We start from the raw sequence: 15,556 nt of genomic DNA on the forward strand, positions 1-15,556 counted from the left end.
GTTTCAGGTTTCAGGGATAAAATTTTAGTTTAACAAACTTGAAATTTTACATCTGGAACAATTTTTCGATTTATTTGATAACCTCTACTTTTGTTCCGTCAGTCAAGTTAATTTGACCCGTGACAATTACAATTTCATTATCAGAAAGACCGTTTAAGATCTCTACTTTATCACCAAGAATTCTTCCTGCCGTTACATTCTTTAATTTAGCTATTCCGTTTTCTACAACAAAAATCTGATTGCTGCTTACACTTCCCACAAAGGCATTTCGAGGTACTACCATCATGGATTGTTTTTGTTGTTTTGAAGCAAATTCTGCCGTTCCGTACATTCCCGCTTTTAGGTCATTAGAAGCGCTGTTTGTAATTTCGATTTCTACTGGAAAGTTTAAGCTGGAATCTGCCATTGGAGCGATGAATGTAATTTTTCCTGCAAACTTCATGTCAGGATATACGCTAGCAGTTACATTTACTAGGTTTCCTAATTTCAAACCGGCCACTTGGGTTTCATTGATGGAAACTTGCAGCTTCAATTTAGAAACATTTACAATTTCAAACATTTGCGTAGCGGCACCCAATACAGAGCCGGGTTCAATATATTTTTTATTCACTATTCCGTTTATAGTAGACTTAATATTAGTGTCGCCTACATTTACTTTTGCTTGTTGTAATCTCGATTTTGAAGTTACCAAGTTTAATTTAGCCTGATCTAATTGTTGTTTTGTTACCCCTCCAGTTTGGTAGGCATTTTCAAAACGATTGAAGTCAGTTAATGCATTTTGATAAGAGGCTTCTGCTGTAGTTAAGTCAGAATTAATTTGTTCGCTTCTTACTATGGCCAAGGTCTGACCAATGCGAACAGAAGATCCTTCGTCAACTAAGACTCTTACAACTCGTCCTGGTTTTTCTGCTGAAAATTTCAATTCTTGTAGTGGCTCAAAAATTCCATTTACTGAAAAATCTAAAGAAATTTCTTCCGTTTTAACTGTTTCTGTTTTCACGGATACACTTGCATTCTTTTCTGCGACAATAGCAGTTTTTGCTTCGTTTTCTTTCTTATTGTTTATTAAAGTAAAAGTAATCAGCCCCAATGCTCCAAGTATTACAATTGCTATTAGTATATTTCTTTTCATTTTATTAATTATTTAGTAGTGATTTTAGTTCTCCTTTTGATTTTATTAATTGAATTTCCGCTAGTTTGTAATCTAATATTGCAGAGGTATAGTTATTTTGTGCCTCTGTAAAGGCATTTTCTGCATCTAACAAATCAGTTAAAGAAGCTAAACCCTGTAAGTAATTATTTTTGGTGTTTTTTAAGACGTCTTGCGCTAATTGTGCATTTCCTTTTTGATTTTCGATAGTGATAATACTATTGTCAATTTGGGTTTTCGCATTGGCATAAGCCAAATCAAGAGATAGTTTTGTGTCTATTAAATCTTCTTTCACAGATCTTAATTGGACATCTGCTTGTCTTACTTTAGATCGAGTCTCAAAACCAGAGAAAATAGGAACTTTTAAATTCAATCCTATAGAGGAAAAATCAGACCAATATACGCCATCGGAAGGTTTTGCTCCCCAAGGCATTTTTGGTCCCTGACCAATATAATTGTATCCTGCAGAAAGTGATAGCGATGGATAGTATCCCGCAATTACAGATTTCTTTTGGAATTCTAATAGTTGTTCCTGTTTTTTCATCAATAAAAACTCTGTTCGGGTCTCTGTATTCGGTACTTCTGAAAATGCTGAAGGCGTGACTTCGAATGCAGCTTGTGGAATATCTATTTTTGATTCGATTGGCATTCCCATATAAAACTTCAAAGCGTTTTCTTGAATTTGAACGGCATTCAAGACTTGCTGGCGTTGTGTTTTTATATTCGAAAGTTTCACTATAATTCGGTCTAAATCAATTTTTTTAGCTAAACCATTGTCATAACGTCCTTTTATAATATTTTTCACTTTGGTAGTATTTATGAAAGTACTATCCAAAACGGTTAAGTTTTGTCTGCGGACATAGACTTGGTAGTAGTTGTTTGCTACTCGTTCAATAACTTGTTCTTCAGTTAACTGCTCGTTAATTTGGTAGAACTCTCTCGTTGTTTTAGCGGCTTTTAATCCGATAAATACCGATTGGTCATACAGATTTTGAGTAAGGGAGACTCCGGCGGTAGAAATCCATTTTTGACCAAAAGTAGCCTGAATTGTAGTTCCTGGCTCTCCTCCAAAAGAGCCTGCATCTAGAAAAGTAGTCTGTAATATTGGATTATAAGTTAGTGATCCGTTTGCAGAAATTTTAGGTAATGCACCTGCGCGAACTGCTTGAATCTGGTACTCACTGTTCTCTACTTTAAGTCTTGCTTTCTTAGCGTCGGACTTGTTTTCTAAAGCATAAGTAATGGCATCCTTTAAAGTAAGTATCTTTACTTCTTGTGCATTTGCCGTGTAGGCAAATGTTAGGAATGTTATTAAAAGTAGTCTTTTCATTATATCGTCGGGTTTAGTAATTGTTTTTCAAGTTCGATTATTCCGGCATTGGTAGCCATAGCTCTGGTATGGTATTCTAAAATTTCCAATTCTAGGTTTTGTGATTCTTTTTCTGAACTGGTACTTTCTTTTATACAAAAAATTAAGTTGTAATAAAATCTTGTATAGTTTTCAATATTTAAGGTGTCACGATACAGCCCTTGTTCAATACCTTGTTCAATGTTTTTTTTAAAAACAGCATTACATTCATTTATTTCTCTAAGCATTACTTTTTCATAAATTTCAGGGTAATGTTTTTTTAATTGATAGATAGGAGAAGTATCTGATGATTGAAACATTTCTTTGAACATTTTTCGAATCTCAAAATTTTCTTGAATTGCATTATGTTTTTTAGTCACAATGTTTTCAATTATTTCGTGTACTTCTTTATGCAATAATGCGGTGCTTTCTTCAATAAGAACTTCTTTATTACAAAAATATTTATAAATTGTTTTTTTAGAAATGCACATTTCACCAGCAATATCATCCATTGTAATGCTCTTAAAACCTAGTTTTAAAAACATCTCGCTTGCTTTGTTAATTATTTTTTCTTTCATTATTGATCTTGACTTTGATCTGTTCTATTAATTTCTTTATATTTCCACAAAGGATTATAGTATAATTCGGGTGCAAAAGTAGTACGGAAACTTTTAACACCCAAATAGTTTCCGAAGTATTGATGTAAAATTAACATTACAGGATTTAAATCGTAAATTCTAAATTGGCAATTAGTTTGATGTCTTGACCCAGAGAAATTCCGGCGGCGTGGTGATAAGAGTTTGTTGTGAGTCCAAAATCTTTGCGATTTATGTTTCCAGTAATTTCAAACAAGGCTTTTCGTCTTCCTTCATACGTGGTTATGCCAATTAATGCGGCATCAAGTTCAACTACTTTTGTAATGTTTTTGATAGTCAGATTGCCTTTTAAGAAATTGATATTTTTGCTTATTTTTTGAAATGAGGTTGATTTAAAATTAATAGAAGGAAAGGTGTCAATGTCTAAGTAATCGTTTAGAATTAGATGAGTGTCAATATGATTGATGTTACTGTCTTTGTTTTTAACATCTAATTGAAATTCAACAGAAGCATCTTCTATCTCATTCTCATGAATATCTAAATGACCATTAAATTTATTTAGAGAGCCAGCTATGTATGCGATCGTGGCATGTCTTGCTTTAATTAGAACATCAGATTGATTGGAGTCGATAGTCCATTTTGTTGCTGTAAGAGGAAGAGTTGCATTCATAATTATAAAGTACAATAAGTTAAATTTCGAATGCAAATGTAAGACGGAAACTTTGGATACCAAAATAGTTTCCGATGTATTTTTGTTTATTTTGCATTTCATTTAAAAACGTAGTTTGTAATCAAGGTTGAATGCTGTAAATTAGCGCAAAAATTAGTTTTATGCACGCCATTGACCAGTTCCAGGATTTTTTCATTACCTATTTAGAAAAGCAGACAATTACTAAAGAACCTGAAAATCTTTATGAGCCCATCGCTTATATATTAGGGTTAGGAGGAAAGCGCATTCGTCCAGTCCTAACATTAATGACCACTGAGGTTTTTAACGGAGATTATAAAAAAGCACTTCCTGCTGCGATGGCGGTTGAGGTTTTTCATAATTTTTCATTAGTTCATGATGACATTATGGATGATGCTCCTTTGCGCCGTGGGAATACAACGGTTCACGAAAAATGGGATATTAACACTGGGATTTTATCTGGTGATGCAATGCTTATTTTAGCCTATCAATATTTTGAGCAGTATGAGCCAGTGGTTTTTATGCAATTAGCAAAATTATTCAGTAGAACGGCACTAGAAGTTTGTGAAGGACAGCAATGGGATGTTGATTTTGAAACCCGAGATGACGTCACCATCCCAGAATACCTCAAAATGATTCAGTATAAAACGGCAGTTCTTGTTGCGGCGGCCATGAAAATGGGAGCGATAGTTGCTGAAACTTCAGAGGAAAATGCTAATTTGATTTATGAGTTTGGATTGAACTTAGGTTTGGCTTTTCAGCTGCAGGATGATTATCTTGATGCTTTTGGCGATCCAAAAACTTTTGGGAAGCAAGTAGGCGGCGATATTATTGAAAATAAAAAAACGTATTTATATTTAAAAGCGATAGCATTTTCGACTAAAGAAGAAGTAGCACATTTATTGCATTTATTTTCGATGCAACTTGAAGATAATGTAGCTAAAATTGAGTCTGTAAAAAAAATATTTAATCTTTCAGGCGCGTCAAAGGCTACTCAAGAGGCTATACATGATTATACTTTCAAGGCTTTTGAGACCTTAGAAAAAATGGATATTGAAGAAGATAAGAAGAATGTTTTAAGAGCTTTTGGTGATAATTTAATGGGTCGAAAGGTTTAAAATTGCAGTTAATAACGCAAAATATCTAGGCTAAAAATCAACAGTACACAAAATAACGCCCATGTTTATAGCTCCAAAAAATACAGATTTATTACTTTCCGAGGCAGAAAGTGAAACCTTATATCTTAAATTAATTGAGCAAATTAATAAGGATTTTAATTTAGCTAATGAAGGGATAGATTTTTCAATGAGTATTTCTCCAAATGAACTAAAAATTCAATTGCATGAAAAAATCTACAGATTGATTCAGTACAAATTTGCAGAATACCTTAATCTGCTTTACATCATCGATGTTTCTGAAGAGGAAGTAAAAAAAATGGATGGTTCAGACTTAGTTGTATTAGCAGAGCAAGTTTCTTTTCTAATACTAAAAAGAGAATGGCAAAAAGTTTGGTTTAGGAATAAATATCGTTAGAGTTGTACTGATGACTAGCTTCGGTTCAGTACTCTATTCTTTTTGCTCTATATTCTATCTCTTTCTCAAAAATAAATCCTTACAAACGGCATGAAAGCGCTGCCATAAATATTATTACTATCGTTTAGTACATTATAACGGGCGCCCATTGTCACGTTTCCACTGCGGTATCCAGCTCCTAAAAATAGCCCAGTATTCCAATAGTCTTGTGAATTGCTATTAGATCCATCTAGATTGATGTTTACGCGCAACTCCTCTAATTCAGCAGAGAGCTGAATTTCTGGTATGGGATTAAATAAACCTATAATACTACCGCCATATAAATGGGAAGCATAATAATTTTTTTGCTTTAGATACGTATATTGTGCGCCTAGACCCAAAGCAACATATTCATTGAAATTATAAATGGCACTTGGAGCCAAAGTGATGTCAGTGTATCCAGTACCAAAACCTAAGCCAATTCCACCTCCAAATTGTACATTTTTCCAAAAATAACTGCTTGAATTTGATGTAATTGTTTGTTGCTGTGCCAACAAAGCATTTGAAATTAATGCGATAATGACAATCAAAACTGACTTCGAATCAGTCTTAAAGTTATTTTTTCTCATAAGCATCTATTTTTTTAACATATTAATATATAAAAGTAAATATAAATTTAGCGGATTATTGTACTTTTGCGAAACTATTTTAACAAAAAGTATATTCACTAATATTATGGATAGGTTTTCATTTCTAAACGCAGCACATACAGAATTTTTCGCACAATTATACGATCAGTACGTAGATAATCCAGATAGCGTAGAGCCAAGTTGGAGAAGTTTCTTTCAAGGTTTCGACTTTGGGATGGAATCTTACAACGGGGAAACTCCGGTGCAAAGTAGTCCCGGCATTTCTGCTGGAACGGTGGACTATGATCAAATTTCAGAAAAACTTCATAAAGAATTTAATGTATTAAAACTGATTGAAGGTTACCGTACTCGTGGACATTTGTTTACAAAAACGAATCCCGTTAGAGACAGAAGGATTTTTGAGCCTTCACTTGACATCAGTAATTTCGGACTTTCATCAGCAGATTTAAACACTGTTTTTGACGCAGGTAAAATAGTAGGTAAAGCACCTTCTACACTTACTGAAATAATAAAACACTTGGATACTATATATTGTCAACATATTGGTGTTGAGTACATGTATATTAGAAAACCGGAGATCATTCAATGGATACAGGAAAAATTAGGGGTTAATGACAACCAGCCTAATTTTTCAATCGATCAAAAGAAATCAATCCTAAATAAATTAAATGAAGCAGTATCTTTCGAGAACTTCTTGCATACAAAGTATGTTGGTCAAAAGCGTTTTTCACTGGAAGGTGGAGAATCGATAATACCAGCCCTTGATACTTTAATTGAAAAAGCTGCCGAAATGGGAGTGGAACAATTTGTAATGGGAATGGCACACCGTGGTCGTTTGAATATATTGGCAAACATATTTGGGAAATCAACTCAGGATATTTTCGGAGAGTTTGACGGTAAAGATTACGATCAAGAGTATTTTGACGGAGATGTTAAGTACCACCTTGGTTTAACCGCTGACAAAATAACAAGTACAGGAAAGAAAATTAATATCAATCTGGCTCCAAATCCTTCTCACCTTGAAACAGTAGGTGCTGTAATCGAAGGAATTACAAGAGCGAAACAAGATAAGTATTTCCCAGATGATTTTTCAAAAGTATTGCCTATCGCCGTTCACGGTGATGCTGCGATTGCAGGACAAGGTATATTGTATGAAATTATCCAAATGGCACAATTAGACGGATACAAAACAGGAGGAACCATTCATATTGTAATTAATAACCAAGTTGGTTTTACTACTAATTACTTAGACGGACGTTCTTCTACCTATTGTACTGATGTGGCCAAAGTAACCTTATCACCAGTACTACACGTAAATGCAGATGATCCCGAAGCAGTGGTACACGCCATGATTTTTGCATTGGATTTCAGAATGCAATTTGGACGCGATGTGTTTATTGACTTATTAGGATATAGAAAATACGGTCATAACGAAGGGGATGAGCCCCGTTTTACACAACCGGTGTTGTATAAAATCATAGCAAAACATAAAAATCCTAGGGATCTTTATGCTGAAAAATTGATTACAGAAGGTGTAATTGACACCAATTATGTAAAAGGACTTGAAAAAGATTACAAGTCTGATCTGGAAATGAATTTAGAAGCTTCTCGCAAAAAAGCCTTAACAATCATTACTCCATTTATGAAAAATGAATGGTTAGGTTTTGAGCAGGTTACTGACGTACAAATGCTTCAAAAAGTAGACACTTCATTCTCAAGAGCAGGATTGACTCAGGTTGCTGATGCCGTTTGTAATTTACCAACAGATAAAAAGTTCATCAACAAAATCCAAAAGTTGATCAACGATAGAAAAACAATGTTTTTCGAAACAAACAAGCTGGATTGGGGAATGGCGGAGCATTTAGCTTACGGGTCATTACTACAAGAAGGATTTGATGTTCGTATTTCTGGACAAGATGTAGAACGCGGAACTTTTTCTCACCGTCATGCGGTAGTAAAAGTAGAAGACTCTGAAGAAGAAGTAACTTTAATTAATAGATTAGAGGGGAAAAAAGGGAATTTCAATATCTTTAACTCGCTATTGTCTGAATATGGAGTTTTAGGTTTTGATTATGGATATGCATTAGCAAATCCAAATACATTGACAATATGGGAAGCGCAATTTGGAGATTTCAGTAATGGAGCCCAAATTATGATTGACCAATACATTTCATGTGGTGAGGACAAATGGAACAACCAAAACGGAATAGTTTTATTATTACCTCACGGATATGAAGGACAAGGAGCAGAGCATTCCTCAGGAAGAATGGAGCGTTACCTGCAACTTTGTGCAAGACAAAATATGTTTGTAGCTGATTGTACAACACCCGCTAACTTCTTTCACTTGTTGAGAAGACAAATGAAAACGAAATTCCGCAAGCCACTTATCGTGTTTACACCTAAGAGTTTGTTGCGTGATCCACGATGTGTTTCTACTATCGAAGAACTAGAAAACGGAAGTTTTCAAGAAACGATCGATGATGATGCAGTAAACAAAGCAGAGGTAAAAACGCTAGTTTTTTGTACAGGTAAATTCTATTATGACATAACAGCCGAAAGAGAGAAAAACGGACGTAACGATGTAGCAGTAGTAAGAATAGAACAATTATTCCCATTACCGGTAGAGCAACTAAAAGCGATTATTGCATTATATCCAAACGCTGACGATTACGTTTGGGCACAAGAAGAGCCAAAAAACATGGGGGCATACAGCTTTATGTTGATGAATTTTAACTTAGTGAAATGGAGATTAGCGTCGTTAAAAGCGTATTCTGCATCAGCTGCGGGAAGTTCTACAAGAGCAAAACGCCGTCAAGCAGATGCAATAAGAATGGTTTTTGATAAAGATTTATTTAATTCTTAGAAGCTATTTGCTGCTGTCCGCTGCATCTTTTTATTTTTAAAGAAAAAATAAAAGGTAATTGCGGGAGCAATTCGACCATCAGGGCTAAAAGTACAAGCATAAAACAAACAGTAATTGTTGTTAAAACAATTCAAACAATAAAATTCATAATTTAAAAATTATACAAGATGATTTTAGAAATGAAAGTCCCATCACCAGGGGAATCTATAAAGGAAGTTGAAATTGCAACTTGGTTAGTAAAAGACGGAGACTATGTAGAGAAAGACCAAGCAATAGCTGAGGTTGATTCAGATAAAGCAACTCTCGAATTACCAGCAGAAGCTAGTGGGATTATTACATTAAAAGCAGAAGAAGGTGATGCAGTAGCAGTAGGAGCAGTAGTTTGCTTAATTGATACAGCTGCCACTAAACCAGAAGGATCAGCTCCTGCACCAGCAGCAGTAGCACCGGTTGCTGAAGCGCCAAAAGCAGCGGCTCCAACTCCAGTTGCTGCAGCTCCAGTAGCAACTTATGCTTCAGGAACGCCATCTCCGGCAGCAAGAAAAATATTAGACGAAAAAAATATCGCTCCAGCATCTGTTACAGGAACTGGTAAGGATGGTAGAATCACTAAAGATGATGCTGTAAATGCTACACCATCTATGGGAACTCCTACAGGAGGAAGCCGTGGATCTGAGCGTACAAAATTGTCAATGTTGCGCCGTAAAGTAGCAGAACGTTTAGTGTCTGCTAAAAACGAAACGGCCATGTTAACTACTTTTAATGAAGTAAACATGACGCCTATTAACTTGATTCGTAATCAATACAAAGAGGAGTTCAAAGCAAAACACGCAGGTGTTGGTTTAGGATACATGTCTTTCTTTACAAAAGCGGTTACAAGAGCATTAAAATTATATCCAGATGTTAATTCTATGATGGATGGTGATTATAAAATAGCTTATGATTTCTGTGATATCTCAATCGCAGTGTCTGGGCCAAAAGGATTAATGGTTCCTGTTGTTCGTAACGCAGAGAATTTAACTTTCCGTGGAGTAGAAGCAGATATCAAAAGATTAGCGATTAGAGCACGTGATGGACAAATTACTGTTGATGATATGACTGGTGGAACTTTTACAATCACTAATGGTGGTGTGTTTGGTTCTATGTTGTCGACACCTATTATCAATCCTCCACAATCAGGAATTCTTGGAATGCACAACATTATCGAGCGTCCTATTGCCGTAAACGGTAAAGTGGAAATTCACCCAATGATGTATGTGGCGCTTTCATATGATCACAGAATTATTGATGGTAAAGAGTCTGTTGGATTCCTAGTTGCTATTAAAGAAGCATTAGAAAACCCAATGGAACTTTTATTGGATAACAATCCTAAGAGAGCTTTTGAACTCTAATAAATAGTTTTTAATTAAATACTAAAACCGCCTTATTGCTACAATAAGGCGGTTTTTATACTACTGCTAGTGTCAATAGGCTTATAGCAAATACAAGTAGTGATTGTAATAATCTACAATTGCCTTTCCCTTCAATAATATATCAGCCCCAATGATTCCGTGAATGGGTTTAGACTTGTGCTGAATTAAAGCTTCATTTACATGGGATAAATCAAAAATCACCAAATCAAATTCTAGATTTTTCCAGTATCCAAGTTGCAGTTTATTATTTGATGCAGTTTGTGTATGCATTCCCGTAGCTCCTGCTCCAGAAGCTTTGGTTTTGGACGCTTCTGCATTGAGTAAGAAAAACGCAATACTTTCAAACCCCACACAGCTGTTTGACGCTCCGGTATCAAGAATGAAATTACCTGAGACCCCATTGATTTTTGCTTTTATCAAAAGGTGTTGCGTTTTGGTAATTTTAAACTTGATCTTTTTGTATTTTTCTTTTTTAAGAATGTCTTGGAGGTTTTTCATGAAGTACGGATGATATTCAAAAGTAATCTAAAAAAGCTAAGAATCTAAAAAACTAACAATTCAAAATGGTAACTTTGCAGCTTTCAAATAAACAAAATGACAATTACTGACACACACACCCATCTATATAGCGAAGAATTCGATCAGGATCGAGAGGAGATGATTCAAAGAGCTATTGATTCTGGGGTTTCCCGTTTCTTTATTCCCGCAATCGACTCTTCGTGTACTGCCGCAATGTATGATTTAGAAAAGAACTATCCTGAACATGTTTTTCTAATGATGGGATTGCATCCTACCTATGTGAAGGAGAACTATCTGGAAGAATTACAGCATGTGGAAGAAGAATTGGCTAAAAGGAAATTCTATGCCATTGGAGAAATTGGTATTGATTTGTTCTGGGATAAAACTCGTTTACCCCAACAACAAATTGCTTTCAGAAAACAAATTCAATTGGCAAAGCAATATAAATTACCCATTGCGATTCATTGTAGAGAAGCTTTTGACGAGGTGTTTGAAATATTGGAAGAGGAGAAGTCACCTGAATTGTTTGGGATATTTCACTGTTTTACCGGAACTTATGAGCAGGCATTACAAGCGATTTCCTATAATATGAAATTGGGAATTGGTGGGGTGGTTACTTTTAAAAATGGAAAAATTGACCAATTTTTGAATCAAATTGATTTAAAACACATTGTTTTAGAAACGGACTCCCCTTATCTTGCTCCGATTCCTTTTCGAGGAAAAAGAAATGAAAGCAGCTATTTATTAAACGTAATAGATAAATTGGCTGGTATTTATAATCTTTCAGCAAAAGATATTGCTAATAGTACGACCGAAAATTCTAAAATGATTTTCGGGATTTAAAATAGAATTCATTAAAAATTAATATTTTTTTTGTTCATTTGCGCACCTAAAATAACCAAAATGCAAAAATTTGACGCTATTCGGCCATTTTATGATTCCGAAATTAACGAGGCTATACTAAATGTGGTTCATCACCCGATGATGAAGTCATTGATGAATTTTACCTTTCCAGAAATGCCTGATGAAGAATGGAAGGAACAACTAAAAAAAACACATTCTATACGTGACTTTCAATGTAATTTTATTTATCATACACTTTTAAAAGTGCTTGAAAAAAGTTCTGATGGTTTAACGACTACAGGTTTTGAAAAGTTAGAAAAAGGAGAATCCTATTTATTTATATCAAACCATAGAGATATATTGTTGGACACTACATTGCTTAACGTGGCTTTATTCGAACATGGCTTAGTAATGACTGCCTCAGCGATTGGCGATAACTTGGTACAGAAAGATTTTCTTAACATCTTGGCAAAGTTAAATCGTAATTTTTTGGTTCAAAGAGGTCTGACTCCGCGTGAGATGTTGCAAAGCTCAAAAACATTATCTGAATATATAGGTCATTTGTTGCAACATGAAAGCCGATCTGTCTGGATTGCACAACGTGAGGGAAGGACTAAAGACGGTAATGATGCTACTAACCCAGGAGTATTAAAAATGGTTGGAATGGGATCTGATGAGGATAATCTGATGGACTATTTCAAAAAAATAAAAGTGGTTCCGGTTTCCATCTCGTATGAATATGACCCAACGGATGTGCTGAAAATCCCTCAGTTGCTGGCTGAAGCCAATAATGAAGTCTATATCAAGGAAAAGAATGAAGATTTCATGACGCTATTAAGCGGAGTGATGGGGCAAAAGAAACGAATTCATATTCATATAGGTGATGTTCTTGATGCTGAACTTGATTCAATTAAAAAAGAATTTAATAATTCAAACAAGCAAATTCAAGCGCTAGCTCAGTTAATTGATGATTCTATAATTGAGAATTATAAATTATGGCCTACCAATTATATAGCGTATGATATTTTAAATAAAACCAGTACTTATTCTGATCTGTATACAGCCGATGAAAAATCGCTGTTTGAACGAAGATTAGAGATGCGAATAGATGCTGAAAACCCGGTTGCATTACAAGGATTGCTGGATATGTATGCTAATCCAGTAGCTAATAAATTAAAATACACGGATGAACTTAAAGGCTAAAATTCTTTTAATATATACTGGGGGGACCATCGGAATGCGCAAGGATTTTGATACTGGAGCCCTAAAAGCATTTAATTTCAGTAAATTATTACAAAGAATTCCTGAGTTGAAGCAATTGGATTGTGAAATCGAAACCATTTCATTTGAAGAGCCGATTGATTCCTCAAACATGAATCCGCAAGAATGGGCAAGAATGGCAACTATAATAGAGTCAAACTATTTAGAATTTGATGGCTTCGTTGTACTTCATGGATCCGATACGATGTCCTACTCTGCTTCAGCATTGAGCTTTATGCTTGAAAATCTGGCAAAACCAGTCATTTTTACCGGTTCTCAATTACCGATAGGGGATTTGCGTACCGATGCTAAAGAAAATCTGATTACCGCTATCCAAATTGCTTCATTGCAAGAAAATGGATTGCCCGTTATCACTGAAGTATGCCTTTATTTCGAATATAAACTATATAGAGGGAATAGAACTACTAAAATAAACGCAGAACATTTCAAAGCATTTACTTCGCCCAATTATCCTGCTTTGGTTGAATCTGGGGTGCATTTAAATATGAGACCGGAGTTGTTTTTAGCCAAAAACACAGGGGATAAATTGGTAGTGCACAAAAATTTAGACAATAATGTAGTAATAGTGAAAATGTTTCCGGGAATGAGCGAAACTGTTTTGTCTGCTATTTTTAATATACCTAGTTTAAAAGGAATTGTATTAGAAACCTATGGTTCTGGTAATGCGCCTACTGAAGATTGGTTTATAGCTTTATTGGTTAAAGCTATTAATAGTGGACTTCATATTATCAATGTAACCCAATGTTCTGGAGGTAGCGTAAATATGGGTCAGTATGAAACTAGTACTGGCATGAAAGCAATAGGAGTAATTTCAGGAAAAGACATTACTACTGAGGCTGCTATTACAAAGTTGATGTATTTATTGAGCCGAAATAGTGCGCAAGAAGACTTCAAAACTATCTTTGAAACTTCTTTGCGAGGTGAAGTACTATAATATTGTGATTTTACTTTTGTAAGTCACTTTTTTTAGTGTTCTTTGCAAACCTTAAATAAATAGAGAGGTGTCCGAGTGGTTGAAGGAGCTAGCCTGGAAAGCTAGTATGTGGGTAACTGCATCGTGGGTTCGAATCCCATCCTCTCTGCAATAAAATGAATGCTTCCTGAAAGGGAAGCATTCTTTGTTTGTGAGACTCTCTGTTTTTCGAGACACGAGGCCATCGCTTTCGATCAACAACAGCGCATATCAGCTTACTTTCACCGAGCCTTTTTAGTATAATTATCGTGCTGGGTCGGGAATAGTGCTTAAATTGTTTTTTGAAAGCAATATGCATCAAGAACCTTTCAAAATCCTATATTTGTATAATAATAGAAAAGAACCCAATCGAAAATTCTAGGTACGACCGCTATGAAGCAATCATTCAACCAAAATAATACTATGCGAATCATTTTTAGTTTTTTTCTTGTACTATCGGTTTCCGCTATTTTTTCACAAGAAATAGAGCCAATTATGGATAGTGCAACAGTGAAAGTTGATTCCCTATACAGAGAGGATCAGTTTTATTTTGGGTTCACGTACAATACATTACAACAGAAACCTATAGGGGTGTCGCAAAGTAAGTTCTCAACAGGCTTGTCTGCTGGTTTTCTAAGAGATATGCCGATAAATAAAGATAGAACGCATGCTATAGCAGCGGGGTTGGGTTTTACCTATAACAATTACATTCAGAACCTTGCTATAACTGGAACTGGGGAGCTGCCCGTCTATTCTGTTATAGACGGAAAAACAGCATATAACAAAAATAAATTCACCCAATTATTAGTCGATTTGCCCATCGAATTTAGATGGAGAACATCTACATATCAGAGTTATAAGTTTTGGAGAATATATGGTGGGGTGAAATTCAGCTACGTGCTTTACAATAAGTCTCTGTTTACTGATGATCAAAGCAAAGTAGTAATCACAAATAACAAGGATCTTAATAAATTGCTTTACGGACTCTCTCTTTCGGCCGGTTATAACACTATAAATGTATATGCCTATTATGGATTAAATTCTATTTTTAAGACGGCAAAAATTGATGGGGAAAAGGTAAATATGAGGTCACTTAATGTTGGGATTATTTTTTATATCCTATAACCACAAGTACAGCAACAGCATCTGTGGAATGCTGCCTAAAAAAAGCCCGATAATTAATTCTTTAAAAGTGTGTGCTTTCATCACTAAACGGGATGAAGCCACAAGTCCATTTATAAGAATGAGAAAAGTAATGGCAAAAATATTTTGGGTATGATAATGTAAGCTTAGCCCAAAAACAAAGATAGTCAATGCACTTATGCCCATCATATGAAGACTCACTTTTGTCTTAACAAACAAGAACAATAGCGCAATTAAAGCGCTCAATAAGGCTCCTAAAAGGAAAAAGTGTAATTCAGGATAGCGTTCAAGTGTAATACTTTTTCGAACTAAAAGAATAAGTAAAAAGGATTGAATCAGAAGTGGTATTTTCCGTTCAGATAACAATGGTGCCATCATAGAGCTAATTTTACCAGTTGCTCGCAAAAGAAGGAAAAAAAGTAGCGGAACTAGGACGGTAATAATGAGCACTTGAAGTAGTACAAAATATTTTTCTTGGTTAAAAAAATAAGAATTATTCGAAAAAAGATAAAATAGCGTAGCATATACCGCAATAAATATCGGATGAAAAACATAAGAAAATAAGGGAAGGATTTTTTTCAAGAGTACTGCAATTGATT

15 protein-coding genes and 1 tRNA gene are annotated in these 15,556 nt (G+C 35.0%); 9 read left to right on the forward strand and 7 right to left on the reverse strand.

Annotated elements, in window-relative coordinates; all coding sequences use genetic code 11:
• Nucleotides 1-70 precede the first annotated feature (70 nt).
• From AC4PRO_RS09000 to AC4PRO_RS09015, 4 genes are all read right to left on the reverse strand, one after another.
• Entirely contained in the window at nucleotides 71-1,132 is a 1,062-nt protein-coding gene (locus tag AC4PRO_RS09000; RefSeq protein WP_492117109.1) for an efflux RND transporter periplasmic adaptor subunit, read from the reverse strand.
• A 4-nt stretch (nucleotides 1,133-1,136) separates the two neighbouring features.
• A complete protein-coding gene (locus AC4PRO_RS09005) occupies nucleotides 1,137-2,480 on the reverse strand; it encodes a TolC family protein (protein ID WP_492117110.1) in 1,344 nt (447 codons plus the stop codon).
• Complete coding sequence (locus AC4PRO_RS09010; protein WP_074724002.1) at nucleotides 2,480-3,076, reverse strand: TetR/AcrR family transcriptional regulator; 597 nt, start codon at nucleotides 3,074-3,076, stop codon at nucleotides 2,480-2,482. The genes AC4PRO_RS09005 and AC4PRO_RS09010 overlap by 1 nt, the downstream gene beginning before the upstream one ends.
• A gap of 145 nt (nucleotides 3,077-3,221) precedes the next feature.
• Nucleotides 3,222-3,764, reverse strand: coding sequence for a YceI family protein (locus AC4PRO_RS09015; protein WP_492117111.1), 543 nt, complete (start codon nucleotides 3,762-3,764; stop codon nucleotides 3,222-3,224).
• 161 nt (nucleotides 3,765-3,925) lie between these two features.
• Between AC4PRO_RS09015 and AC4PRO_RS09020 the strand changes: the two genes are divergently transcribed.
• Nucleotides 3,926-4,900 (forward strand): polyprenyl synthetase family protein, encoded by a 975-nt coding sequence (locus AC4PRO_RS09020; protein WP_492117112.1) that lies wholly within the window; start codon nucleotides 3,926-3,928, stop codon nucleotides 4,898-4,900.
• A gap of 61 nt (nucleotides 4,901-4,961) precedes the next feature.
• On the forward strand, nucleotides 4,962-5,315 hold the full coding sequence (locus AC4PRO_RS09025; protein WP_492117113.1) for a hypothetical protein: 354 nt from the start codon (nucleotides 4,962-4,964) through the stop codon (nucleotides 5,313-5,315).
• Nucleotides 5,316-5,380: 65 nt separating this feature from the next.
• On the opposite strand, the gene AC4PRO_RS09030 is transcribed toward AC4PRO_RS09025, so the two are convergent.
• The gene (locus AC4PRO_RS09030; RefSeq protein WP_074724006.1) at nucleotides 5,381-5,923 is read right to left on the reverse strand and encodes a hypothetical protein; all 543 of its coding nucleotides are present in this window, start codon (nucleotides 5,921-5,923) and stop codon (nucleotides 5,381-5,383) included.
• Nucleotides 5,924-6,029: 106 nt separating this feature from the next.
• On the opposite strand from AC4PRO_RS09030, the gene AC4PRO_RS09035 reads away from it, so the two are divergent.
• Together AC4PRO_RS09035 and odhB are read left to right on the forward strand one after the other, a co-directional pair.
• Nucleotides 6,030-8,807, forward strand: a complete 2,778-nt coding sequence (locus AC4PRO_RS09035; protein ID WP_492117114.1) for a 2-oxoglutarate dehydrogenase E1 component — start codon at nucleotides 6,030-6,032, stop codon at nucleotides 8,805-8,807.
• Nucleotides 8,808-8,974: 167 nt separating this feature from the next.
• Entirely contained in the window at nucleotides 8,975-10,198 is a 1,224-nt protein-coding gene (gene odhB, locus AC4PRO_RS09040; protein WP_492117115.1) for a 2-oxoglutarate dehydrogenase complex dihydrolipoyllysine-residue succinyltransferase, read from the forward strand.
• 81 nt (nucleotides 10,199-10,279) lie between these two features.
• Here odhB and AC4PRO_RS09045 read toward each other — a convergent pair whose 3' ends face one another.
• Nucleotides 10,280-10,717, reverse strand: a complete 438-nt coding sequence (locus tag AC4PRO_RS09045; RefSeq protein WP_074724008.1) for a retropepsin-like aspartic protease — start codon at nucleotides 10,715-10,717, stop codon at nucleotides 10,280-10,282.
• A gap of 96 nt (nucleotides 10,718-10,813) precedes the next feature.
• Between AC4PRO_RS09045 and AC4PRO_RS09050 the strand changes: the two genes are divergently transcribed.
• The 5 genes from AC4PRO_RS09050 to AC4PRO_RS09070 all read left to right on the forward strand — a co-directional run bounded on the left by AC4PRO_RS09050 (nucleotide 10,814) and on the right by AC4PRO_RS09070 (nucleotide 14,939).
• Complete coding sequence (locus tag AC4PRO_RS09050; protein ID WP_492117116.1) at nucleotides 10,814-11,581, forward strand: TatD family hydrolase; 768 nt, start codon at nucleotides 10,814-10,816, stop codon at nucleotides 11,579-11,581.
• 60 nt (nucleotides 11,582-11,641) lie between these two features.
• The gene (locus tag AC4PRO_RS09055; protein WP_492117117.1) at nucleotides 11,642-12,784 is read left to right on the forward strand and encodes a 1-acyl-sn-glycerol-3-phosphate acyltransferase; all 1,143 of its coding nucleotides are present in this window, start codon (nucleotides 11,642-11,644) and stop codon (nucleotides 12,782-12,784) included.
• Complete coding sequence (locus AC4PRO_RS09060) at nucleotides 12,768-13,796, forward strand: asparaginase (RefSeq protein ID WP_492117118.1); 1,029 nt, start codon at nucleotides 12,768-12,770, stop codon at nucleotides 13,794-13,796. The genes AC4PRO_RS09055 and AC4PRO_RS09060 overlap by 17 nt, the downstream gene beginning before the upstream one ends.
• A 61-nt stretch (nucleotides 13,797-13,857) precedes the next feature.
• Nucleotides 13,858-13,944, forward strand: a tRNA-Ser gene (locus AC4PRO_RS09065).
• A gap of 293 nt (nucleotides 13,945-14,237) precedes the next feature.
• Nucleotides 14,238-14,939, forward strand: coding sequence for a porin family protein (locus AC4PRO_RS09070; protein WP_492117119.1), 702 nt, complete (start codon nucleotides 14,238-14,240; stop codon nucleotides 14,937-14,939).
• Here the strand turns inward: AC4PRO_RS09070 and AC4PRO_RS09075 are convergent.
• On the reverse strand, nucleotides 14,934-15,335 hold the full coding sequence (locus AC4PRO_RS09075) for a hypothetical protein (RefSeq protein WP_492117120.1): 402 nt from the start codon (nucleotides 15,333-15,335) through the stop codon (nucleotides 14,934-14,936). The two genes, AC4PRO_RS09070 and AC4PRO_RS09075, sit on opposite strands and share 6 nt — an antisense overlap.
• Nucleotides 15,336-15,556: the final 221 nt, after the last annotated feature.

This window comes from Flavobacterium sp. DW-iso2, assembly GCF_058725285.1.